This is a genomic window from Cellulosimicrobium marinum (assembly GCF_020551945.1).
Taxonomy (GTDB): Bacteria; Actinomycetota; Actinomycetes; order Actinomycetales; family Cellulomonadaceae; genus Cellulosimicrobium; species Cellulosimicrobium marinum.
Genome location: NZ_JAJBZH010000008.1, coordinates 114,755 through 136,800, shown reverse-complemented (window position 1 = coordinate 136,800; position 22,046 = coordinate 114,755). Strand labels below are relative to the sequence as shown.

The window sequence follows — 22,046 nt, the reverse complement described above, 5'->3', positions numbered from 1 at the left end:
GGCTCACCACGTCGTGCGCAGCACCCGGACCTCGGCCTCTGCGGTCGGCTCACCACGTCGTGCGCAGCACCCGGACCCCGGCCTCTGCGGTCGGCTCACCACGTCGTGCGCAGCACCCGGACCTCGGCCTCTGCGGTCGGCTCACCACGTCGTGCGCAGCACCCGGACCTCGGCCTCTGCGGTCGGCTCACCACGTCGTGCGCAGCACCCGGACCCCGGCCTCTGCGGTCGGCTCACCACGTCGTGCGCAGCACCCGGACCCCGGCCTCTGCGGTCGGCTCACCGCCTCGCGCGTGGGTGCGTCTCAGAGGGCGCCGCCGGCGGCCTCGGGGGCGTCGGCGGACTCGCCGGCGTCGCCGATGGTCTCGCGCGCGACGAAGTTCTCGAGGTCGAAGAGGTTGTCGCCGGCGCGCTGGGCGACGGTGAGGAGCGTGGTCGCGGAGGCGACCTCCTCGACCTGCTCCTTGAGGAACCACAGGAGGAACTGCTCGCCGAGGGCGTCGCCCTCGTCGCGCGCGGCGCGGAAGATCGCCTCGATCTGTCGGGTGACCTGCTGCTCCTGGTCGAGCGCGAGCTGGAGGGGTTCGACGACGGACGCGAAGTCGTTGCGGACGTCGCCCGACCCCGGGATCACGACGGGCAGGTCCCGGTCGAGGTGGTACTGCACGATCATCATGGCGTGGTTGCGCTCCTCGACCGCCTGGCGGTAGAAGTGCGCCGCGAGCTGCGGCAGGTCGTGGGAGTCGAACCACACGGCGATCGCGACGTACTGCTGGTGAGCGTTGAACTCGTGCGCGACCTGCTCGCGCAGCAGGGTGAGGAAGCGGGACGGGTTCTCGGTCGTCGTCATGTCCTCACGCTAGCGAGCGGGTCCGACGCGCACCTGCGGGACGTCGACCCCGGGTGGCGGGACGCCCGGGAATGTGCACGGGGCGGAGGTCGTTGCACCAGCCGTGACGATCCTGCTCGACGACCGGACCGCCCGCCCGGCGGGCGCGGCCACGACGCCCGACGAGGCGTTCGCCGCGGCGTGGACGGGCGGGACAACGCGACGCACGGACCTGGGGGGTCTCTCACCGGACGTGCACGAGGACGGAGGACTAGGCTCGTTGCTGATGACTGAGCGAATCTCCGAGGGCTCCGAGACGACGTCGCCCGCGACGTCCCCGTCGGACGCGCCCGAGGGCGGGGCGGCCACGGACGCGGCCGTCGACGACGCGGACACGAACCGTGCCCCCGCGGCCGAGGACGACGCGGCGCGCGCGGCCCGGTTCGAGAGGGACGCGCTGCAGTACCTGGACCAGCTCTACTCGGCGGCGCTGCGCATGACGCGCAACCCCTCCGACGCCGAGGACCTCGTGCAGGAGACGTTCGCGAAGGCGTTCGCCGCGTTCCACCAGTACCGCCCGGGGACGAACCTCAAGGCGTGGCTGTACCGGATCCTCACGAACACGTTCATCAACACGTACCGCAAGAAGCAGCGCGAGCCGCAGCAGGCCCAGACGGAGGACGTCGAGGACTGGCAGATCGCGCGGGCGGCGTCGCACACGTCGCAGGGGCTGCGCTCGGCCGAGGCGGAGGCGCTCGACCGCCTGCCGGACACGGACGTCAAGCGTGCGCTGCAGGAGCTGCCGGAGGACCGGCGCATGGTCGTGTACTACGCGGACGTCGAAGGGTTCCCCTACAAGGAGATCGCGGAGATCATGGGGACACCGATCGGCACGGTCATGTCACGCCTGCACCGGGGCAGGCGCCAGCTGCGCGAGCTGCTGGCCGACTACGCCGCGCGGCGAGGACTGGTGGGGGCGAAGAGCCCAGGAGGTGAGTCGTGAGCACGCAGGACAAGGCGCCCGACGAGGCGGCACCTCCCGTCACACCCATCCCGCACTCCACGCAGGGGGAGTCGGAGTGCGAGCACGCGCTGACGCACCTGTACGAGTACCTCGACTCCGAGATGACGCCGGACGACGAGCTGCGCATGCGGGCGCACGTCGCGCACTGCTCGCCCTGCCTCGCCGAGCTCAGCGTGGAGGAGATCGTCAAGCAGCTCGTGCGCCGTTCGTGCCACGAGCAGGCGCCGGCGAGCCTGCGCGCGCGCATCCACGCGCAGCTCGTGGTCATGACGACCACGACCGTCGAGGTGCGCTGAGCCGTCCGGAACGGCAAGAGGGCCCGGACCGACGTCGTCGGTCCGGGCCCTCCGTGCATGGGGCGCCTCAGGCGTTGGGGCGCTTGCCGTGGTTCGCGGCGTTGCCCTTGCGGCTGCGACGCTTGCGTCCGCGCTTGCTCATGGTGTTCTCCTACGGTCTCGGGGAGTGCCGCCGACCTCGGGGGTCTGGACGGGGACGGCCGCCCTCGTCGTGTGCGGTCCGCCTCCCATCGTCCCACACCGCGCCCCTTGCCCTCCCCGGGAACGCGATATATCGTGTCGGACGGGACGCGATATATCGCGTCGGACGACCAGGCGGACGAGGGGACGGCGCGGCATGACGCAGCAGAGCTGGACGGTCACGGGACCGCGGACCATCGGGGTCGCCCATGTCGAGAGCCTCGCGGCCACCGTCATCGGCGGCCGCATCGACGTCGTCGCGCACGACGACCCCGACCGCACCGACGTGCTCGTCGAGGTGCACTCCGTCGTCGGGCGCCCTCTCGAGATCGGGGTCGACGGCACCACCCTGCGGATCGGCCACGGCTCGCCGGAGTCGGGCTGGAAGGGTTTCGTCGAGCGGTTCCGCGGGTACGCGGGCAAGGACTCGGCGGACGTGCACGTCGCCGTCCCCGCGAGGACCCGGGTCAAGGTCGCCACCGTGCAGGGCGAGGGGCTCGTCGCCGGCGTCCGCAGCGGCCTGCGCGTCGGCACGGTCACCGGCTCCGTCGTGACCAGCCGGACCGCGGGCGAGCTGCGCGTCGACACCGTCTCGGGCGAGGTCTCGGCGGGGGAGCACGACGGCGACGTCCGCATGGACTCCGTCTCCGGCAGCCTCACGGCGACCGGGGACCTCCGCTCGCTCCACGTGGACTCCGTCTCCGGCACCGTGACGGTCGACTCGCGCACCACCCCCGCGGGAGTCTCCGTGACCGCGGTGTCCGCGGACGTCGTCGTGCGCCTCCCGGACCCGGACGCCATGACCTACGCGATCCGGTGCCTGAGCGGCCGGCTCCTCGTCGACGGGACCGAGGAGCGCGCCGCGGCCGGGTCGTTCACCCGGACCGCACCGGACCCCGGCGCCCCCACGCTGCGCGTCTCGGCAGTCTCCGGCGACGTCGCCGTCCTGCGGGGGCGCCCGGCGCAGCGGCCCGACGGCGCCCCCGGGCCGGCGACGGCCGGCGCCCCGACCTGGGGCTCGCCGGGCACCCCCCCGACGTCCACGGTGACCGGACCCGAGGACCGCTGATGGCGACCGTCTTCGCCCACGGCGAGCTGCGCCTCTACCTGCTCGCCCTCCTCGACAGCGGCCCGAAGCACGGCTACGAGCTCATCACGGAGCTCGCCGAACGGTTCGGCGGCACCTACCGACCCAGCGCGGGCACGATCTACCCCCGGCTCGGACGGCTCGAGGACGAAGGGCTCGTCCACCGCACCGTCGAGGGCCGCAAGACCACCTACGAGCTCACCCCGGCGGGTCGTGCCGAGGTCGAGGCGCGGCGGGCGGACGTCGTCCGGCTCGAGCACGGCATCGCGGAGACCGTGCGCGCACGGGCGCTGGCCCTGCGCGCCGACGTCCACGGCTCCCTCCAGGGGCTGCGTGCCGAGCTCGCCGCCGCCGCCCAGACCGCGAGGGCGCGCCCGCGCGACGGGGAGCCGGACCCGCGTCGTCGTGAGTCGTACGCCTGGCGCACGGAGGCCGAGGTCCTCCTGCACCGCTTCCGCGACGACCTGCGGGCCGACCTGCGCCGCGCCGACGCGTCGAGCGCCGTCGGCGAGCTCACCGTCGACACCCTGCGCGCCGTGCTCGACAGCGCCCGCGCCGCCGTCCGCGCCACCCTCCCGTGACGCGCCGACCCGACCAGCCCGACCCCACCCACCCACGAGCGTCCCGCAGGGGACCGAACGAGGAGGACCGCATGAGCACCGAGACCTGGGTGATCGCCACCCCGCAGACCGTCGACGTCGCGGACGTGCGCCGCGTCGTCGTCCAGCTGACCGACGGCTCCGTCGACGTCGTCGCCGAGCCCGGCCGCGCCGGAGGCGCGCACGTGGAGGTCGGCGACGTCTCCGACCGCCCCCTGCAGGTCAGCGTCCACGACGGCGAGCTGCGCGTCGGCTACGACTTCGCCGGGATCGAAGGACTCGTCGACCGGGCCAAGGGCCTGCGCGACAAGGACCGCGCCGTCGTCCGCCTCACCGTCCCCGCCGACGCGACCGTCCGCGTCTCCACGGCACGCGGCGCCGCGTCGGTCACCGGGACGACGGCGGACCTGTCCGTCACGACGGCGACCGGACCCGTGCGCGTGTCCGGGGCCACGGGGCCCGTGTCCGTGAAGACCGCGTCCGCGCCCGTCGACGTCGTCGAGCACGTGGGCGACGTCCGCGTCAGCACCGCGTCGGGCGCCGTCAACGTCACGGGCAGCCTCGGTCGCGTTGCCGTCACCACGGTGACGAGCGGGGTCGAGGTCGTGGCGCGCGAGAGCACGCCCCTGGTCGACGCGCGGACCGTCTCCGGGGACGTCGCCGTGCGGCTCGGCGCCGGCGCACCCGTCAACCTCAAGGCCCGCAGCGTCACCGGCAAGGCCGTGCTCGACGGCGTGCGCCTCGAGAGCTCCGCGCAGCGCACGACCTCCGTCGACCACGTCGACCGTGCGGACTCCGCGCAGGGCGCGGGTGGCGCGTACGTGTCCGCGAGCACCGTCTCCGGCGACCTCACCGTCTCGCGCGGCTGACCCCGCCCCCGCACGACGTGGCCCCTGCCCGGTCGGGACCGGGCAGGGGCCACGCGCACGTCACGGGGCGTCGTCGGGCAGACCGAGCCACGCGTGCCACCCGGTGTGCAGGACCAGCCAGGCCATGAGCCCGTAGCCCGCCTGCCCCGGGAACCCGTTGCCGCTCTGCGCCAGGTCCGCCAGCCACTGCTCGTGCGTCACCAGGGGGGTGAACGTGTCGACGTACGGCACACGCCGCCGGTGCGCGACGTCCGCGAACGCGTTCGAGAGCTCGGCCAGCCGGTCCGTGTCCCGCGGGTCGCCCGGCGGCGGCCCCACGACGAAGGTGGGCAGACGGCGCGACTCCGCGACGTCGAGCACGTTCGCGAGGTTGAGCCGAGAACGGGCGACCGACAGGCCCGCGTCCAGGTCGTGCCGCCCCAGCCCGATCACCAGGCGGTTGTCCACGTCCGGCTCCGCGCCGAAGCGGCGCGCCGTCTCCGCCTCCCACCGCTGGCTCAGGGCCGTCGTCGTCTCCCCGGGGATCGCGAGCGGGAAGACGTACGCCGGCAGCGGGAACCGGGTGCGCGCGACCACGCGCCCTGCCCACCCCAGGGCCTTGGCGTCCCCGACGCCGGCGCTCAGCTCGTCGCCGACGACGCAGATCCTCACCTCTCGCTGTGCCGCGTCCTCCACGGGCGTCATTCTCCCCGACGCCGGGAGCGCACGTCGATCCGGGCCGCCCCGCCCGGCGTGTCGCTCACAGCAGCGTCGCGCCCCACGTCACCTCGTGCGCGGCACCCGGGGCGAGCCGCACGAGCCGGTCGCCCGTGCGGAACGCGTCGGCGACACAGCTCATCGGCTCCGCGGCCACCCCCGTCCGGCGGAACGCGACGTCCCCCACGTGGTCGCCCGTGCACACCTGCCACGTGTCCATCGACGCGTCCATCCACACCGCGGTCGTCCGACCGTCCGGCGCCCCGACCCGGACCCACGACAACCCGTCCTCGTCCCGCAGGACGTCCACGAACGCGTCGTCCAGGTCGACACCCCGCAACGAGCGCGTCTCCCGCAGGTCGAACGCACCCGCCACCGGCTCCGTCCCGGTCGGCAAGAGGCGCTCGTCCGTCGTGACGCGGGACGCCGCGTCGAGCCGGATCGTGCAGTCGTCCAGGTCGGCGCCCGCCGGGGAGAGCCACGGGTGGAAGCCGACGCCGTACGGTGCCGTCCCGCGCCCCGTGTTCTCGGTCCGGACGTGGACGCGCAGCCCGTCGTCGTCCAGCGCGTACGTCACCCGGGAGACCAGCGCGAACGGGTAGCCCGGCGTCGGCACCAGACGCAGCTCGAGCGTGACCGCCGCCGCCGTCCGCGCCACGACCGACCACCGCTGCCACGCCGCCAGGCCGTGCAGCGCCGTACCCCGCGTCGGCTCCGTGACCGGAAGCTGGAGCTCCGTCCCGTCGACCTCGTACCGGCCGTCGCGCAGCCGGTTCGGCCACGGCAGGAGCACCGCGCCGTTGAACGCCGGAGAGATCTCGTCCACCCCGAAGGGGACGAAGACCGGGCGACCGCCGACCGCGTACTCGCGGACCGCCGCCCCGACCTCGGTGATCGTGGCGGCGTGGTCGCCGTGGACGATGCGCAGCTGAGCGCCGGACGGAGCATCGGTGTTCACGCTCACAGACAGTACCCGGCGCGCGCGGGTGCATGATCGCCCACCGCCCGTCAGACTCGGTGACCGGGCACGCGTCGGCGCGCCCGACGCAGCACGAGGAGGAACGATGGAACGACGGGTGCTCGGACGCACGGGACGGCTCGTCTCGGTCGTGGGACTGGGGACGTGGCAGCTCGGCGCCGACTGGGGCGAGGTCGACGAGTCGGACGCCCGCGCCGTCCTCGACGCGTCCGCCGAGTCCGGCGTCACCTTCTTCGACACCGCCGACGTGTACGGCGACGGTCGCAGCGAGCAGATCATCGGCTCCTACCTCGCCGACAACCCCGGCCACGGGATCACCGTCGCCACCAAGATGGGCCGACGCGAGGCGCAGGACCCCGACAACTACACCCTTGCCAGGTTCCGCGAGTGGGCCGACCGCTCCCGCCGCAACCTGCGTACCGAGCGCCTCGACCTCGTCCAGCTCCACTGCCCGCCCACCGACGTGTACTCGCGGGACGAGGTCTACGACGCCCTCGACACCCTCGTCGCCGACGGCGTCACCGCCGCCTACGGCGTGAGCGTCGAGACCGTCGACGAGGCCCTCACCGCCATCGCGCGCCCCGGCGTCGCCACCGTCCAGATCATCCTCAACGCGTTCCGGCTCAAGCCCCTCGACGCCGTCCTGCCCGCCGCCTCCGATGCCGGCGTGGGCGTCATCGCGCGCGTCCCCCTCGCGTCCGGGCTCCTGTCCGGCAAGTACACCCGCGACACGACGTTCGGCGCCGACGACCACCGCACCTACAACCGCGACGGCAGCGCGTTCGACGTCGGCGAGACGTTCTCCGGCGTCGACTTCGAGACCGGGGTCGAGGCCGCACGACGGTTCGCCGACCTCGTCCGCGACACCGTCTCCCCGGACCTCACCCCCGCCCAGGCCGCGATCGCCTGGATCTGGCAGCGCTCCGGCGTCTCCACCGTCATCCCCGGCGCACGCGACGTCGAGCAGGCGCGCGCGAACGCCGCCGCCGGCTCCGCCGACGTCCTCGGCCCGCTCTTCACCTCGGGCGTCCGCGAGATCTACGACGAGCACTTCCGCGCGGCGGTCCACGACCGCTGGTGAGGGTGCGCGGGTCGGTCGGAGCGCGCGCATCGCGGTTCCGTGCGGTTTCTCGTCTCGGGGGGGCGGGTCGCCGTCGGCCGGGGTCGGAGGAGCGGCGGCGGGTCTCCCATCCGCGCCGCTCGTCCCTCGCGGCGCTCCCGCCAGACCCGCCACGACCCGCCGCCTCTCCACCGTCATCCCCGGCGCACGCGACGTCGAGCAGGCGCGCGCGAACGCCGCCGCCGCTCCTCCGACCCCGGCCTTCGCTCGACCGTCACCCGACGCGAACCAAGCGGTCGTACCGTCCCGCGCGTGCCGGTGACCGCAGGTGGTCTGACGTCCCGGGAGGGGAACCGTCGGGAGCACGGGAGGTCTGACGCGCGACGGCTGCGGCGAGGGACGGACGAGGTGGTGGGTGAGGGGCCCGGGGGCGCAGGTCGTGGAGTGTCTGGCGGGAGCCCGTGAGGGACGAGCGGGCGGATGGTAGACCTGCGCCCCCGGGCCCCTCACCCATCACCGGAGGCGAGACGAAGCCCCCTCGCCCACCACCGGAGGCAAGACGACGTCCCCCTCACCTGATGCCGAGACGACGAAGGCCCCTCCGGAGGAGGGGCCTTCGTCGTGCTTGGCTCAGGGCCGTCGTCGGTGGGGCGTCAGCGCGCGAACGCCTGGTCGACGAGGACGGCCTGCTCGGCCTGGTGCTTCTTCGCCGTGCCGGCCGCGGTGGACGCGGACGCGGGACGGGAGACCACACGGACGCGGGGCAGGTCGTCGGGCAGGTTGATGTGGACGAACGACCAGGCGCCCTGGTTCTCGGGCTCGTCCTGGACCCACACGACCTCCGCGTCGCCGTAGCGCGCGATCTCGGCGCGGATCGCGTCGACGTCGAGCGGGTAGAGCTGCTCGAGCCGGATGATCGCGACGCTCTCGTCGCCGCGCTTGGTGCGCTCGGCGAGCAGATCGTAGTAGACGCGACCGGTGCACAGCAGGACCCGGTCGACCTTGGACGCGTCGACCGCGGTGTCGCCGATCACCGGCGTGAACGTGCCCTGGGTGAAGTCCTCGACCGGGGAGGCGGCTGCCTTGAGGCGCAGCAGCTGCTTCGGCGTGAAGACGACGAGGGGGCGGCGCGGGCGGGCGTAGGCCTGGCGGCGCAGCAGGTGGAAGTACGACGCGGGCGTCGAGGGCTGCGCGACGGTCATGTTGTCCTCGGCGGCGAGCTGGAGGAAGCGCTCGATGCGGGCCGAGGAGTGGTCCGGGCCCTGCCCCTCGTAGCCGTGGGGGAGGAGCATGACGACGGAGGAGTACTGGCCCCACTTCTGCTCGGCGGAGGAGATGAACTCGTCGATGACGGTCTGGGCGCCGTTGACGAAGTCGCCGAACTGTGCCTCCCACAGCACGAGGGCGTCGGGCCGCTCGACGGAGTAGCCGTACTCGAAGCCGAGGGCGGCGTACTCCGACAGGGAGGAGTCGTAGACCCAGAACTTCGCCTGGTCGGCCGACAGGTACAGGAGCGGGGTCCACTCGGCGCCGGTCTCGCGGTCGTGCAGGACGGCGTGACGCTGCACGAAGGTGCCGCGGCGCGAGTCCTGGCCGGCGAGGCGGATCGGGGTGCCCTCCATGAGGAGGGAGCCGAACGCGGTGAGCTCGCCGAAGCCCCAGTCGATGCCGCCCTCGACGGACATCTGGCGGCGCTTCTCGAGGAGCTGCGCGAGCTTCGGGTGGACGGTGAAGCCCTCGGGCGGTGCGACGTGCACCTGGCCGATGCGCTCGACGACGTCCGGGTCGACGGCGGTCCGCCACCCGACCATGGTGCCGGCGTCCTCGAGCTGGGACTCGGGGCGCTCCAGGCCGGCGACGGGCTCGGACGAGGCGGAGGGCGTGTACCCGCCCTCCTTCGTCTCGGTGAAGACGCGCTCGAGCTGGGCCTGGTAGTCCTGCAGGACGTGCTCGGCCTCGTCGAGCGTGATGTCGCCGCGCGCGACGAGGTTCTCGGTGTACAGCTTGCGCACCGAGCGCTTCGCCTCGATGAGGTTGTACATGAGCGGCTGCGTCATCGAGGGGTCGTCGCCCTCGTTGTGCCCGCGGCGGCGGTAGCAGATGAGGTCGATGATCACGTCGCGGTCGAACTGCTCGCGGAACGCGAAGGCCAGCTCGGCGACGCGCACGCACGCCTCGGGGTCGTCACCGTTCACGTGGAAGATCGGGACCTGGTAGCCCTTGGCGACGTCGGTGGCGTACGTGGTGGAGCGCGACGACGACGGGCCGGTGGTGAAGCCGACCTGGTTGTTCACGACGACGTGGACGGTGCCGCCGGTGCGGTACCCGCGCAGCTGCGCGAGGTTGAGCACCTCGGGCACGACGCCCTGGCCGGCGAACGCGGCGTCGCCGTGGATGAGGATGGGCAGGACGGAGAAGCCGTCGCCGCCGAGGTCGATGCGGTCCTGCTTGGCGCGCACGATGCCTTCGAGGACGGGGTCGACCGCTTCGAGGTGGGACGGGTTGGCGGCGAGGTAGACCTTCGTCGTCGCGCCGGACTCCGCGGTGAAGGTGCCCTCGGTGCCGAGGTGGTACTTCACGTCGCCGGAGCCCTGGACGCTCTTCGGGTCGAGGTTGCCCTCGAACTCGGCGAAGATCTGCGCGTAGCTCTTGCCCGCGATGTTCGCGAGCACGTTGAGGCGCCCGCGGTGCGCCATCCCGATGCCGACCTCGTCGAGGCCGTTCTCCGCCGCCCGCGAGAGGATCGCGTCGAGCAGCGGGATGAGGGACTCGCCCCCCTCGAGGGAGAAGCGCTTCTGGCCGACGAACTTCGTCTGCAGGAACGTCTCGAAGGCTTCGGCCGAGTTGAGGCGGCGCAGGATGCGGAGCTGGTCCTCGCGGGGGGTGCGCGCGTACCCGGACTCGAGGCGCTCCTGGAGCCACTTGCGCTGCGTCCGGTCGGCGAGGTGCATGTACTCGACGCCGATGGAGCGGCAGTACGAGTCGCGCAGCAGACCGAGGATGTCGCGCAGGGACGACTTCTGCTGGCCGCCGAACCCGCCGGTCGGGAAGGTGCGGTCGAGGTCCCAAAGTGTGAGGCCGTGGTTCTGGATGTCGAGGTCGCCGTGCTTGCGCTGGCGGTAGGCGAGCGGGTCGGTGTCCGCCATGAGGTGCCCGCGCGAGCGGTAGGAGTGGATGAGCTCGGCGATCTTGGCGGGCTTCGCCGCCTCGATCTCGGCGTCCGTGGTGTTGTCGCGGACCCAGCGCACCGGCTCGTAGGGGATGCGCAGCGCAGCGAAGACGCGGTCGTAGAAGCCGTCCTCGCCGATGAGCTTGTTCGACAGGATGCGCAGGAAGTCGCCGGACTGGGCGCCCTGGATGATGCGGTGGTCGTAGGTCGAGGTGATCGTCAGGACCTTCGAGATGCCGAGGCGGGCGAGGCGTTCGGTGGAGGCGCCCGCGAACTCGGCGGGGTAGTCCATCGCGCCGACGCCGATGATGGTGCCCTGCCCCTGCATGAGGCGCGGCACGGAGTGGACGGTGCCGATCCCGCCGGGGTTGGTCAGCGAGATGGTGGTCCCGGCGAAGTCGTCGACGCCGAGCTTGCCGCCGCGCGCACGGCGCACGAGGTCCTCGTAGGCCGCCCAGAACTGGGCGAAGTCCATCGTCTCGGCCTTCTTGACGCTCGGCACGAGGAGCTGGCGCGAGCCGTCGGGCTTCGCGAGGTCGATCGCGAGGCCGAAGTTGACGTGCGCGGGCTGGTTCACGGCGGGCTTGCCGTCGAGCTCGGTGTAGCTGGCGTTCATCACCGGCATGTCGGCGAGCGCCTCGACGAGCGCGAACCCGATGAGGTGCGTGAAGGAGATCTTGCCGCCGCGGCCGCGGGCGAGGTGGTTGTTGATGACGATGCGGTTGTCGACCATGAGCTTGGCCGGCACGGCGCGCACGGACGTCGCCGTGGGCACCTGCAGGCTCGACTCCATGTTCGTGACGACGCGCGCGGCGGGGCCGCGGAGCTTCTGGACGTCGTCGACCGGCTCGTCGGCGGGGGTCTCGGCGGCTGCGACCTTGCGCGCCGGGACCTGCGCGTAGAGCGCGGTCGCGGGCTGCGCGGTGGCGACGGGCTCGGCCACCGGGTCGGTCGCTCGGACGGCCTCGGCGGCGGCGTTGACGCTCGGGTCGGCGGGCAGGCGGGCCGGCTTGACGCGCTGCGCCGCCTCGGCGGCTGCGGAGCCGTCGGTCACCGCCGCGGGGCGGGCGGCCTCGGAGCGCGGTGGCTCGGCGCGCGGCGCGGGCTCCGAGCTGCCAGCGGCCGCCTGCGCCGAGGAGCCGTTGGTGGCCGCCGGGGGCGCGGCGTCGCCTGCGGCCTCGTCACGCTCGGTCGGTCGGTAGTCCTCGAAGAAGTCCCACCACGCGGGGTCGACCGCGTTCTTGTCCTTGAGGTACTGCTCGTAGAGCTCGTCGACCAGCCACTCGTTCGCTCCGAACACGGAGCTTGCGTCGCTGATCGCCTCTGACTCAGCCTTCGGGGACACGCGAGGATCGCCCACTTTCACACACAGGTCGCTGTCGGTCTCAGTCGTGTCGGCGCGTGGCGACGAGACGACGACGCGCCCCGGCACGGACTCGTCCGGATTCCGGACTCCTCAAGCCTAGGCCCTCGGGCACGCCCCGGGCGGCCGGTCCGGGCGTTCACGTGCGAGCCGTCCGCGGGTTCTTCACGTCGCGTCTGGGCGAGGCAAACGCGGTGCAACGCGTGCCTCGCCTGCGGGCAAGCCCGCGGAATTCCAGGCCATCGCGAGGTATGCGGGACCGCCGGTGTGACGCATCTCTCAGTGCCGTGCGGGCCTCATGCGAGGTCGTCGGGCTCCACGTCGTCGTCCGGGGTCGGCGCGGTCCGGCGCGCGGGGAGCGTCACCCGCATCGTGGCCCCGCTCCGGGAGTCCGCGACCTCGATGCGCCCCCCGTGCAGGTCGACCGCCCAGCGCACGATCGCCAGACCGATCCCCGTGCCGCCCGTCGAGCCGCCGGAGACGGTCGGCGCGCCCGTCGCGCTCGCCCGGGCGAACCGTTCGAAGATCCGCTCCCGGTCCTCGCGCGCGATCCCCGGGCCCTCGTCCACGACCTCCAGCACGACGTCGTCGTCCACCGGGTACGCCTCCAGCCGGATCTCCCCGCCGGGCGGGGAGTGGCGGATCGCGTTCTGGAGCAGGTTGACGACGACCTGGTGCAGACGCTCGCGGTCGGCCTCGAGCACGAGGTCGGGCGGGGTGACGTCCACGACGTAGCGCAGGCCCTTGGCGGCCTCCACCATGGAGACGGCCTCGGCGTTCTCCTCGAGGAAGTCGCCGACGTCGATCTCGGTGATGTTGAGCGCGGCCGCCCCGGCCTCGATGCGCGACAGGTCGAGCAGGTAGGCGACGAGGCGGGTGAGGCGTTCCGTCTGGGCGAGCGCCATCTCCATCGTCGCGGGCGTCGGGTCGGTGACGCCGTCGACGACGTTCTCGAGCTGGGCCTGGAGGGCCGCGACGGGGGTGCGGAGCTCGTGCGACACGTTCGCGACGAGCTCGCGACGCACCTGGTCGCTCGTCGCGAGATCCTCCGCCATGACGTTGAACGCGACGGCGAGCTGGCCCACCTCGTCGCGGCTGGTCGCCCGGACGCGCCGCGTGTAGTCGCCGTCGGCCATCGCGCGCGCCGCGGCGGTCATCTCGCGCAGCGGCGACGTCATCCCGCGGGCGAGGACCTGGGTGAGCAGCAGCGACAGGACGATCGCGAGCGGGAAGGTCCGGGACGGGCCGAGCTGGTTCTGCAGGCCGATCCAGGTGATGAGGACGGCGAGCGTCACGGTCGCCGCGACGAGCACGCCCAGCTTGATCTTCAGCGAGCGGAACGAGTCGAGCGGGCGGACGTCCGGCAGGTGCGGCCGGATCGTGTGGGCCCGGTGGGGCTGGCCGGGGGCCGGGCGCGCCCCGGCCGGGTCGCCGGACGGTGTCGTCATCCGGCGGGCGGCTCGAACGCGTAGCCGACGCCGTGCACCGTGCGGATGAGGTCCGCCCCGAGCTTGCGGCGCAGCGCCTTGATGTGGGAGTCGACGGTCCGTGTCCCGCTCGCGTCCGCCCAGTCCCACACCTCGGCGAGGAGCCGCTCGCGGGTGAGCACGGTCTTCGGCGAGCTCGCGAGCATGACGAGCAGCTCGAACTCGGTCGGGGTGAGGTGCACCTCCTCGCCCGCGCGGTGGACGCGCCGCTGCGCCTTGTCGATCGTCACGTCGCCGACGGACAGCGGGGGCTCGGTGGGGGCCGACGTCGCGGCCTGGGCCGCGCGGTCGACACGCCGCAGGAGCGCCTTGAGCCGCGCGACGAGCTCGCGCATCGAGAACGGCTTCGTCATGTAGTCGTCCGCGCCGACGCCGAGCCCGATGAGCATGTCGGTCTCGTCGTCGCGCGCGGTGAGCATGAGGATGGGGACGGGCTGCTCCGCCTGGATCCGCCGGGTCACCTCCAGCCCGTCGATGCCGGGCAGCATCACGTCGAGCACCACGACGTCCGGGCGCAGCCGCTCGGCGGCGTCGACGCCGGAGAGGCCGTCGCGCGCGACCTCGACGCGCCAGCCCTCGGCGGTGAGGCGCTGCGCGATCGCTGTGGCGATCGCCGGCTCGTCCTCGACGACGAGGACGGTGGCGCCCTGCTGGCCCGCCGGCCCGGTCGGCGGTGCCGGCGTGCGGTTCGCCCCGGGGCCTGCGCCCGTGCCCGGCGGGAATGCGCTCGATGACCTGTCTGCCATGAGACACAGCGTGGCACACGTCGGCCCTGGTCGGGCGGATTTGGGGAGACCGCCGGCACCGACGCCGTCCCGTCGCCGTGCCGTCGCCGTGCCCACGACGTGCCGCACCGTGCGGGCCGGGGACCGGGCGCTAGCATCGTGCGCACCATGAGCAGCAGGCCTCGAGAACGGTGGAGCACCTCGTGACGGGCGACTGGGTGATGGTCGCGGTCGGGGTGCTCCTCACCGCAGGCACGGCGGTCTTCGTCGCCGGGGAGTTCTCGCTCGTCACGCTCGACCCGGCGGTCGTGGGGGCCCGCGGGGACGCGCCCTCCGCGGCCGGGGACCGGCGGGACCGCAGCGTCCGGGCCGCGCTGCGTCACCTGTCCACCGAGCTCAGCTCGGCCCAGGTCGGCATCACCCTCACGACGATCCTGCTCGGGTACACGGCGCAGCCCGCGCTGTCGTCGCTCCTCTCGGGCGCGCTCGGCTCGACCGCCCTGTCGCAGACGGTCGTCGGGGTGCTGGCTGCCACGGTCGCGCTCGTGCTCGTCAACGTCTTCTCGATGCTGTTCGGCGAGCTCGTCCCCAAGAACTTCGCCCTGAGCACCCCGTACGCGACGGCGCGGCAGGTGGTGCCGCTGCAGCGCCAGTTCACGCGCCTGTTCCGGCCCGTGATCACGGTCCTCAACGGCTCCGCGAACGCGATCCTGCGCCGCCTCGGCGTGGAGCCGCGCGAGGAGCTGTCGGGGGCGCGCTCGGCGTCGGAGCTCGCCGCGCTCGTCCGGCGCTCCGCCGAGGAGGGCACGCTCGACCTCTCCGTCGCGACCCTGCTCACCAACTCGATCGAGCTCGACGAGCTGTCCGCCGTCGACGTCATGACGGACCGCATGCGCATGGTTGTGCTCCCGCGCGAGGCGACCGCGGCGGACGTGGTCGACGCCGCGCGCCGCACCGGGCACTCCCGGTTCCCCCTCGTCGGCGCGGACCGCGACGACGTCCTCGGGCTCGTCCACCTGCGCCGGGCGGTGGCCGTGCCGTACGACAGGCGGGGCGAGGTGCCCGCTGCCGCGCTCATGACGGACGCCCCGCGCGTGCCGGAGACCGTGCGGCTCGGCCCGCTCCTCGTGGAGCTGCGCGGGTACGGGCTGCAGATGGCGGTGGTCGTCGACGAGTACGGCGGGACGTCGGGCGTGGTCACCCTGGAGGACGTCGTCGAGGAGCTGGTCGGCGACGTCGCGGACGAGCACGACCGCCGTCGGGCCGGGGCCGCGAGGCGGGCCGACGGCGCGTGGTCCGTCCCGGGCGTGCTGCGGCCCGACGAGCTCACCGAGGTGACCGGCCTGCGGGTGCCGCAGGACGCGGCGTACGAGACGCTCGGCGGCCTGGTCATGGCGCGCCTGGGGCGCGTGCCCGTCGAGGGCGACGAGGTCGCCGTCGGAACGGGGGCCGACCGTGTCGCGATCCGGGTCGAGGCGATGGAGGGCCGCCGGGTCGAACGGCTCGTCGTGCGGCCGGCGCCCGGCGCGGAGGTCGCGCCGTGAGCTCCACCACGGCCCTGCTGATCGGCCTCGTCCTCCTCGCCGGCAACGCGTTCTTCGTCGGCGCGGAGTTCGCGGTCATCTCGGCCCGCCGGTCGGCGATCGAGCCGCTCGCGGCGCAGGGGAACCGGCGCGCGCAGACCGTCCTGTGGGCGATGGAGAACGTCTCCCTCATGCTCGCCTGCGCCCAGCTCGGCGTCACGGTCTGCTCGACCGGTCTGGGGATCGTCGCCGAGCCCGCGCTCGCCCACCTCGTCGAGGAGCCTTTGCACGCCCTCGGGGTGAGCACGGCCCTGGCGCACCCGATCGCCTTCGTCGTCGCGCTCGCCGTCGTGGTCTACCTGCACGTCGTGCTGGGCGAGATGGTGCCGAAGAACCTCGCCGTCTCGGGGCCCGACCGCGCGGTCCTGTGGTTCGGCCCGCCGCTCGTGTGGGCGGGCCGGGTGCTGCGCCCCGTGATCGTGGCGCTCAACTGGGTCGCGAACCATGTCGTGCGGTGGACCGGCGTGGAGCCGCGGGACGAGGTCGCCTCGGCGTTCACCGCCGAGGAGGTCCAGTCCATCGTGGAGCACTCCCAGGCGGAGGGCGTGCTGGACGACGAGCAGGGCCTGCTCGCCGGCGCGATCGAGTTCTCCGAGCGCACGGCGCACGACGTCATGGTGCCGGTCGACGACCTCGTCACCGTCACCGACGGGTGCACGCCCGCCGACGTCGAGCAGCTCGTGGCCCGGACCGGGTACTCGCGCTTCCCGGTCGTGGACGCCGCCGGTGCGCCGACGGGCTACCTGCACGTCAAGGACGTGCTCTACGCGGACGACGTCACGCGGGACGAGCCGGTGCCCGCATGGCGCGTGCGGGCGCTCGCGGCCGCCCGCCCGGCGGACGAGGTCGAGGACGTCCTGCGCGCGATGCAGCGGTCGGGCTCCCACCTCGCGCGCGTCGGGGCGCCGGACCGCGACGGCACCCTCGGCGTGGTGTTCCTCGAGGACATCCTCGAGGAGCTCGTCGGCGAGGTCCGGGACGGGATGCAGCGCCGACCGCGCTGACGCCGTCTCGCGGAGGAGAGGCCGGACCCGCTCCGAGCTCGTCGGGGTCCCTCACGGGCCCGTCACGAGCCGCCACGGGCCCCTGACCAGGTGACTTGGCAAGGTACCGGTGCTTCGTTACTGTTCCGTGATTGTCACGGATCGCCGGTCTCGTCCACCGGCCGTCCACCCCGGGTTCACCTGGGCCGAGAGGCCGGTGCCCGGTGGCGCGAGAAGGTCGTCGCCGACCCCCTGCGGGTCGGCCCGGAGGAGAGGCAGGTGGCGGGTGGAGCCGCACGGCGACGACACCACCGCCCTCCCGTCCCGTCGGGCCCGTCGTGAGGCCGAGCAGGGCCCCCGGCGCTCACGACGCACCCCCGTGAACGTCCCGGGCCAGCACCGCTGGGCGCCCCGCATGGCCGTGCTCGGCACGCTCGCGGTCGCGACGATCGCCATGCCGCTGTCGGCGGGCGCCGACGACGGCGGGGACCGGTCGCCGTTCGCGCCGGACGGCGGGCCGGTCGGGCCGAGCGCGCTCGACCTCGCGACGGCCGCGTCGACGGTCCCCGCGGTGTCCGAGTCCGTCGCCGCCGCGCCGCGCGTCACCTCCCGCAGCGCCGCGGCGTCGCGGTCGTTCGAGCGCGAGCCGCTCCCCGGCTGCGACCCGTCGGTCCGGCCCAGCGGCTCGAACGGCACCCTCGACCAGCACGAGCTGTGCGAGCTGTGGCAGCCGGGCGACTTCCTTCGTCCCGACGCCGCGGTCGCGCTGTCGGCGCTCAACGAGGCGTTCCGCGCGAACTTCGGGCGCGATCTGTGCCTGGTGTCGTCGTACCGCACCCTGTCGACCCAGGTGTCGCTCAAGGGCACGCGCGGCGCCTTCGCTGCCCGCCCCGGCACGTCGATGCACGGCTGGGGTCTCGCGATCGACCTGTGCTCGATCGAGACGGGGTCGCGCGAGGTGTACGCCTGGCTCAACGAGAACGGCACGACCTACGGGTGGGCGAACCCGCCGTGGGCCAAGCGCGGCGGTGGCGGCGCCTACGAGCCGTGGCACTTCGAGTTCACGCAGGGCGTCGAGGAGATGGGCGGCTCCTGACGCCCGTCCCGTCCGTCAGGGTTCGTGCAGCGTCTCGTTGCGCCCGAAGTCCTGGAGGAACCGCGGACCCGTCGCGGCGAGCTCGGCCTCGTAGGCCGTGCGCCAGCCCGCGTAGGGGCGACGCGCGAGGGCGTCGTTGGAGAACCGCGGGTCGTCGGTCAGCTCGGTGACGCAGAAGTCCGGGATCTTCAGGTCGGTGACCGGGCCGGAGCGTTCGCACTCGGCGACGACGAGCGGGTGGTCGGCACCTCCGAACACGTCGACGACCCAGCCGTCGTCCCCGAGCCACACGGACCACCGGGTCTTGACGACGCGCGCCCCGCCCCGCCGGACGAGCTGGAGCCCCACGGCGACGTCGAGCTCGCGCTCGGCCTCGTACCGGGTCCCCCCGGCGGACGGGCCCTTGACGGTGAGGGTGCACAGCTCGACGTCGGACGCGTGCCGGTCGAGGACCGTCACCGGGTCGGTCGTGGCCGTCATGGGGGCGTCGACGCCGGGGGCGGTCGCCCGGACCCGCAGGGCGTACCCCTCGTCGGCGAGGTAGTAGCTCTGCACGACGAGCGCGGGGGCGTCCTGCAGCTCCGCGGGCATGTCGCGCACGAGGAAGCGTCGTTCGAACTCGAAGTCGCCGTAGCCGCCGTCCGTCATGGGGCCACGGTAGCGAAGACGGGGAGTGTGCCCGGAACGGGCGTGATGTCGCGGAAGGTGCCCTCGATAGGATTCGAACCTACGACCTTCTGCTCCGGAGGCAGACGCTCTATCCACTGAGCTACGAGGGCGTGCGCCAGGCGTGACCGCCGACGCGATGCACGAGACTACCAGCCCCGAGGGCCTGCTCGTGCCGGGCGCGCGGGGTGCCGTCCGCCCCTCGGTAGGATCGTCGGGTGACCCCCGACGAGCTCTCCGAAGCGCTGAGCGCTGCCCTGGCCGCCGCCGTCGCCGACGGCACCCTCGCCCTCGACCCCGCCGCCGTGCCGGAGCGCGTCCACGTCGAGCGACCGCGCCAGCGCGAGCACGGCGACTGGGCCACGAACGTCGCCCTCCAGCTGGCGAAGAAGGCCGGCACGACGCCGCGCGCCCTTGCCGAGGACCTCGCGACGCGGCTCGCCGCGACCCCGGGTGTCAAGGCCGTGGACGTCGCGGGCCCCGGCTTCCTCAACATCACGCTCGACGCCGCCGCGGCGGGCGAGCTCGCGCGCACGGTCGTCGAGGCGGGCGCGGCGTACGGGCGGGGGACCTCGGAGGCGGGCACGCGGGTCAACCTCGAGTTCGTCTCGGCGAACCCGACGGGTCCGATCCACATCGGCGGCGTGCGCTGGGCCGCCGTGGGCGACTCGCTCGCGCGCGTGCTGGAGGCCAGCGGCGCCGAGGTGACGCGCGAGTACTACTTCAACGACCACGGCGCGCAGATCGACCGCTTCGCGCGCTCGCTCCTCGCCCGGGCCCGCGGCCTGGAGGCGCCCGAGGACGGGTACGGCGGCGAGTACGTCACCGAGATCGCCGACGCGGTCATCGCCGACGCGGTCGCGGCGGGCGAGCCTGACCCGCGCGACCTGCCGGACGCCGAGGCGCAGGAGGTCTTCCGCGCGCGCGGCGTCGAGCGGATGTTCGGCGAGATCAAGGCGGCCCTGCACGACTTCGGGGTCGACTTCGACGTGTACTTCCACGAGGACTCGCTCCACGAGTCGGGCGCGGTCGAGCGCGCGGTCGCACGCCTGCGCGAGGGCGGGCACCTGTTCGAGCAGGACGGTGCGACGTGGCTGCGCACGACGGACTTCGGCGACGACAAGGACCGTGTGGTCATCAAGTCCGACGGTGACGCGGCCTACATCGCGGGCGACATCGCCTACTACCTCGACAAGCGCGAGCGCGGCTTCGACGAGGTCATCATCATGCTCGGCGCCGACCACCACGGCTACGTCGGCCGCATGATGGCGGTGTGCGCGGCGTTCGGCGACGAGCCGGGGCGCAACCTGCAGCTCCTCATCGGCCAGATGGTCAACCTCGTCAAGGACGGCCAGCCCGTGCGGATGTCCAAGCGCGCCGGCACGGTCGTCACCCTGGAGGACCTCGTCGAGGCCGTCGGGGTCGACGCCGCGCGCTACTCGCTCGCGCGCTCGTCCGTGGACTCGAGCATCGACCTCGACCTCGACCTGCTCACGCGAGCGACGAACGAGAACCCCGTCTACTACGTCCAGTACGCGCACTCGCGCACCGCCGCGGTCGACCGCAACGCCGCCGACCGCGGTGTCGCGCGCGCCGACGGGTTCGACCCGTCGCTGCTCGACCACCCGAGCGAGGCGGCGCTCATCGGCAGGCTGACCGAGTTCCCGCGCATCGTCGGCCAGGCCGCCGAGCTGCGCGAGCCGCACCGCGTCGCGCGCTACCTCGAGGCGCTCGCCGGCGACTACCACACGTGGTACCAGCAGAAGACGCAGCGCGTCCTGCCGTACCCGGACGAGGAGGTCACCGACCTCCACCGCACCCGACTGTGGCTCAACGACGCCGTGCGCCAGGTCCTCGCCAACGGTCTCGGCCTGCTCGGCGTGACCGCGCCGGAGCGCATGTGAGCGCGGGCGGTCCGACGGCGCGGGCCGGCACCGCGGCGTCGGGCACCCCGGTCGCGGGGCACCCGGGCGAGCCGTGGTCGCGGGGCGTGGCGCGGCGCGCCGACGGCGTGGTCGAGGTCGCGGGCGTGGACGTGCACGCCCTCGCGGCCGAGCACGGCACGCCGGCCTACGTGGTGGACGAGGCCGACTTCCGGGCCCGTGCGCGGGCCTACCGCACCGCGTTCGAGCGTGCGTTCCGCGCCGTCGGGACCGACGTGGACGTGTACTACGCGGGCAAGGCGCTGCTCACGGTCGCGGTCGCGCGCTGGGCGCGCGAGGAGGGCCTGCGGGTCGACACGGCGAGCGGGGGAGAGCTCGCCGTCGCGCTGCGCGCGGGCGTGCCGGGCCCGGAGATCGGCCTGCACGGCAACAACAAGTCGGACGCCGAGATCGACCTCGCGCTCGAGACGGGCGTGGGTCGCATCATCGTCGACTCGCTCGTCGAGGTGGAGCGCGTCGCCGCGGCCGCCGCGGCCCGCGGGACGGTCGCGCCCGTCATGGTGCGCGTGACGACCGGCGTGCACGCGGGCGGGCACGAGTACATCTCGACCGCGCACGAGGATCAGAAGTTCGGGCTCTCGGTCGCGACGCCCGCGGACGGCGGGGACTCGCCCGCGCTGACCGCGCTGCTGGCCGTCGCGGCGGACCCGGCGCTGCACCTGCTCGGCATCCACTCCCACATCGGGTCGCAGATCCTCGACGCGACCGGGTTCGAGGTCGCCGCCCGCTCCGTCCTCGAGCTGCGCGCCGACCTCGCCGCCCGGACCGGCGTCCTCGTCGACGAGGTGGACGTCGGCGGCGGCTACGGCATCGCGTACCTCCCTGGAGAGTCCGCCCTCGACCCGGAGCGGGTCGCGACGGACGTCGCCGGCGCCGTGGAGACCGTCGCGGCGCGCCTCGGCACGCCGCTGCCGCGGTTCTCGATCGAGCCGGGCCGGGCCGTCGTCGGGCCCGCGGGGCTCACCCTCTACACGGTGGGGACCGTCAAGCCCGTGACGCTCGACGACGGGCGCGTGCGCACCTACGTGTCCGTCGACGGCGGCATGAGCGACAACGTCCGCCCCGCGCTCTACGGCGCGCAGTACCACGCGGAGGTCGTGGGCCGGGCGTCCGACGCCGAGCCCGTCCTCGCGCGCGTCGTCGGCAAGCACTGCGAGAGCGGCGACATCGTCGTCCACGAGGTGCAGCTCCCCGGCGACGTGCGGGCGGGCGACCTGCTCGCCGTCCCTGCCACCGGGGCGTACGGGCGGTCCATGGCGTCGAACTACAACCTCCTCACCCGCCCGCCGGTGGTCGCCGTGGCCGACGGCGCCTCCCGCGTGCTCGTGCGCCGCGAGACGGTCGACGACCTCCTCGCGCTCGACCTCGGCTGAGCGCCCTCGCGGCGGCGACCCGGTCGTGACCACTCCTCG

The 22,046-nt window shown here is 73.7% G+C and carries 19 protein-coding genes and 1 tRNA gene; 11 read left to right on the top strand and 9 right to left on the bottom strand.

Annotated elements, in window-relative coordinates:
- Nucleotides 1-304: 304 nt before the first annotated feature.
- On the bottom strand, nt 305-850 hold the full coding sequence (locus tag LGQ04_RS16195) for a ferritin (protein WP_229244994.1): 546 nt from the start codon (nt 848-850) through the stop codon (nt 305-307).
- 265 nt (nt 851-1,115) lie between these two features.
- Between LGQ04_RS16195 and LGQ04_RS16190 the strand changes: the two genes are divergently transcribed.
- Together LGQ04_RS16190 and rsrA are read left to right on the top strand one after the other, a co-directional pair.
- Entirely contained in the window at nt 1,116-1,832 is a 717-nt protein-coding gene (locus LGQ04_RS16190) for a sigma-70 family RNA polymerase sigma factor (protein WP_229244993.1), read from the top strand.
- The gene (rsrA, locus tag LGQ04_RS16185; RefSeq protein ID WP_308016425.1) at nt 1,829-2,149 is read left to right on the top strand and encodes a mycothiol system anti-sigma-R factor; all 321 of its coding nucleotides are present in this window, start codon (nt 1,829-1,831) and stop codon (nt 2,147-2,149) included. Before LGQ04_RS16190 ends, rsrA begins: the two co-directional genes overlap by 4 nt.
- Before the next feature lie 67 nt (nt 2,150-2,216).
- Here rsrA and LGQ04_RS17940 read toward each other — a convergent pair whose 3' ends face one another.
- Complete coding sequence (locus tag LGQ04_RS17940) at nt 2,217-2,291, bottom strand: 50S ribosomal protein bL37 (RefSeq protein WP_099052597.1); 75 nt, start codon at nt 2,289-2,291, stop codon at nt 2,217-2,219.
- Nucleotides 2,292-2,486: 195 nt separating this feature from the next.
- On the opposite strand from LGQ04_RS17940, the gene LGQ04_RS16180 reads away from it, so the two are divergent.
- The 3 genes from LGQ04_RS16180 to LGQ04_RS16170 all read left to right on the top strand — a co-directional run bounded on the left by LGQ04_RS16180 (nt 2,487) and on the right by LGQ04_RS16170 (nt 4,884).
- Nucleotides 2,487-3,398 (top strand): DUF4097 family beta strand repeat-containing protein, encoded by a 912-nt coding sequence (locus tag LGQ04_RS16180; RefSeq protein WP_229244992.1) that lies wholly within the window; start codon nt 2,487-2,489, stop codon nt 3,396-3,398.
- Entirely contained in the window at nt 3,398-3,997 is a 600-nt protein-coding gene (locus tag LGQ04_RS16175) for a PadR family transcriptional regulator (RefSeq protein ID WP_229244991.1), read from the top strand. The genes LGQ04_RS16180 and LGQ04_RS16175 overlap by 1 nt, the downstream gene beginning before the upstream one ends.
- A 71-nt stretch (nt 3,998-4,068) precedes the next feature.
- Nucleotides 4,069-4,884, top strand: coding sequence for a DUF4097 family beta strand repeat-containing protein (locus LGQ04_RS16170; protein ID WP_229244990.1), 816 nt, complete (start codon nt 4,069-4,071; stop codon nt 4,882-4,884).
- Nucleotides 4,885-4,944: 60 nt separating this feature from the next.
- Here LGQ04_RS16170 and LGQ04_RS16165 read toward each other — a convergent pair whose 3' ends face one another.
- Both LGQ04_RS16165 and LGQ04_RS16160 read right to left on the bottom strand, forming a co-directional pair.
- The gene (locus LGQ04_RS16165; protein WP_229244989.1) at nt 4,945-5,559 is read right to left on the bottom strand and encodes a GDSL-type esterase/lipase family protein; all 615 of its coding nucleotides are present in this window, start codon (nt 5,557-5,559) and stop codon (nt 4,945-4,947) included.
- 64 nt (nt 5,560-5,623) lie between these two features.
- Nucleotides 5,624-6,538: an aldose 1-epimerase family protein gene (locus tag LGQ04_RS16160; protein ID WP_229244988.1), complete on the bottom strand. Its 915-nt coding sequence runs from the start codon at nt 6,536-6,538 to the stop codon at nt 5,624-5,626.
- Between the two features lie 106 nt (nt 6,539-6,644).
- Between LGQ04_RS16160 and LGQ04_RS16155 the strand changes: the two genes are divergently transcribed.
- Complete coding sequence (locus LGQ04_RS16155; protein ID WP_229244987.1) at nt 6,645-7,640, top strand: aldo/keto reductase; 996 nt, start codon at nt 6,645-6,647, stop codon at nt 7,638-7,640.
- A gap of 632 nt (nt 7,641-8,272) precedes the next feature.
- Here LGQ04_RS16155 and LGQ04_RS16150 read toward each other — a convergent pair.
- From LGQ04_RS16150 to LGQ04_RS16140, 3 genes are all read right to left on the bottom strand, one after another.
- Nucleotides 8,273-12,133 (bottom strand): multifunctional oxoglutarate decarboxylase/oxoglutarate dehydrogenase thiamine pyrophosphate-binding subunit/dihydrolipoyllysine-residue succinyltransferase subunit, encoded by a 3,861-nt coding sequence (locus tag LGQ04_RS16150; protein WP_308016424.1) that lies wholly within the window; start codon nt 12,131-12,133, stop codon nt 8,273-8,275.
- A 314-nt stretch (nt 12,134-12,447) separates the two neighbouring features.
- On the bottom strand, nt 12,448-13,599 hold the full coding sequence (locus LGQ04_RS16145) for a sensor histidine kinase (RefSeq protein ID WP_229244985.1): 1,152 nt from the start codon (nt 13,597-13,599) through the stop codon (nt 12,448-12,450).
- Nucleotides 13,596-14,384, bottom strand: a complete 789-nt coding sequence (locus tag LGQ04_RS16140; protein WP_229244984.1) for a response regulator transcription factor — start codon at nt 14,382-14,384, stop codon at nt 13,596-13,598. Before LGQ04_RS16140 ends, LGQ04_RS16145 begins: the two co-directional genes overlap by 4 nt.
- Before the next feature lie 182 nt (nt 14,385-14,566).
- Between LGQ04_RS16140 and LGQ04_RS16135 the strand changes: the two genes are divergently transcribed.
- The 3 genes from LGQ04_RS16135 to LGQ04_RS16125 all read left to right on the top strand — a co-directional run bounded on the left by LGQ04_RS16135 (nt 14,567) and on the right by LGQ04_RS16125 (nt 18,025).
- The gene (locus tag LGQ04_RS16135; RefSeq protein WP_229244983.1) at nt 14,567-15,907 is read left to right on the top strand and encodes a hemolysin family protein; all 1,341 of its coding nucleotides are present in this window, start codon (nt 14,567-14,569) and stop codon (nt 15,905-15,907) included.
- Complete coding sequence (locus tag LGQ04_RS16130; protein WP_229244982.1) at nt 15,904-16,950, top strand: hemolysin family protein; 1,047 nt, start codon at nt 15,904-15,906, stop codon at nt 16,948-16,950. The genes LGQ04_RS16135 and LGQ04_RS16130 overlap by 4 nt, the downstream gene beginning before the upstream one ends.
- A gap of 358 nt (nt 16,951-17,308) precedes the next feature.
- A complete protein-coding gene (locus LGQ04_RS16125) occupies nt 17,309-18,025 on the top strand; it encodes a M15 family metallopeptidase (RefSeq protein ID WP_229244981.1) in 717 nt (238 codons plus the stop codon).
- A gap of 15 nt (nt 18,026-18,040) precedes the next feature.
- Here LGQ04_RS16125 and LGQ04_RS16120 read toward each other — a convergent pair whose 3' ends face one another.
- Together LGQ04_RS16120 and LGQ04_RS16115 are read right to left on the bottom strand one after the other, a co-directional pair.
- On the bottom strand, nt 18,041-18,673 hold the full coding sequence (locus tag LGQ04_RS16120) for a CYTH domain-containing protein (protein ID WP_229244980.1): 633 nt from the start codon (nt 18,671-18,673) through the stop codon (nt 18,041-18,043).
- A gap of 58 nt (nt 18,674-18,731) precedes the next feature.
- Nucleotides 18,732-18,804, bottom strand: a tRNA-Arg gene (locus LGQ04_RS16115).
- Between the two features lie 105 nt (nt 18,805-18,909).
- On the opposite strand from LGQ04_RS16115, the gene argS reads away from it, so the two are divergent.
- Nucleotides 18,910-20,595 (top strand): arginine--tRNA ligase, encoded by a 1,686-nt coding sequence (gene argS, locus LGQ04_RS16110; protein WP_229244979.1) that lies wholly within the window; start codon nt 18,910-18,912, stop codon nt 20,593-20,595.
- Nucleotides 20,592-22,007: a diaminopimelate decarboxylase gene (gene lysA, locus LGQ04_RS16105; RefSeq protein ID WP_372470114.1), complete on the top strand. Its 1,416-nt coding sequence runs from the start codon at nt 20,592-20,594 to the stop codon at nt 22,005-22,007. Before argS ends, lysA begins: the two co-directional genes overlap by 4 nt.
- Nucleotides 22,008-22,046: the final 39 nt, after the last annotated feature.

Bases quoted from the DNA above. Each gene is read 5' to 3' on its own strand.
- LGQ04_RS16195 (WP_229244994.1), bottom strand. From the start codon at position 850: ATGACGACGACCGAGAACCCGTCCCGCTTCCTCACCCTGCTGCGCGAG.
- LGQ04_RS16190 (WP_229244993.1), top strand. From the start codon at position 1,116: ATGACTGAGCGAATCTCCGAGGGCTCCGAGACGACGTCGCCCGCGACG.
- LGQ04_RS16180 (WP_229244992.1), top strand. From the start codon at position 2,487: ATGACGCAGCAGAGCTGGACGGTCACGGGACCGCGGACCATCGGGGTC.
- LGQ04_RS16175 (WP_229244991.1), top strand. From the start codon at position 3,398: ATGGCGACCGTCTTCGCCCACGGCGAGCTGCGCCTCTACCTGCTCGCC.
- LGQ04_RS16170 (WP_229244990.1), top strand. From the start codon at position 4,069: ATGAGCACCGAGACCTGGGTGATCGCCACCCCGCAGACCGTCGACGTC.
- LGQ04_RS16155 (WP_229244987.1), top strand. From the start codon at position 6,645: ATGGAACGACGGGTGCTCGGACGCACGGGACGGCTCGTCTCGGTCGTG.
- LGQ04_RS16145 (WP_229244985.1), bottom strand. From the start codon at position 13,599: ATGACGACACCGTCCGGCGACCCGGCCGGGGCGCGCCCGGCCCCCGGC.
- LGQ04_RS16140 (WP_229244984.1), bottom strand. From the start codon at position 14,384: ATGGCAGACAGGTCATCGAGCGCATTCCCGCCGGGCACGGGCGCAGGC.
- LGQ04_RS16120 (WP_229244980.1), bottom strand. From the start codon at position 18,673: ATGACGGACGGCGGCTACGGCGACTTCGAGTTCGAACGACGCTTCCTC.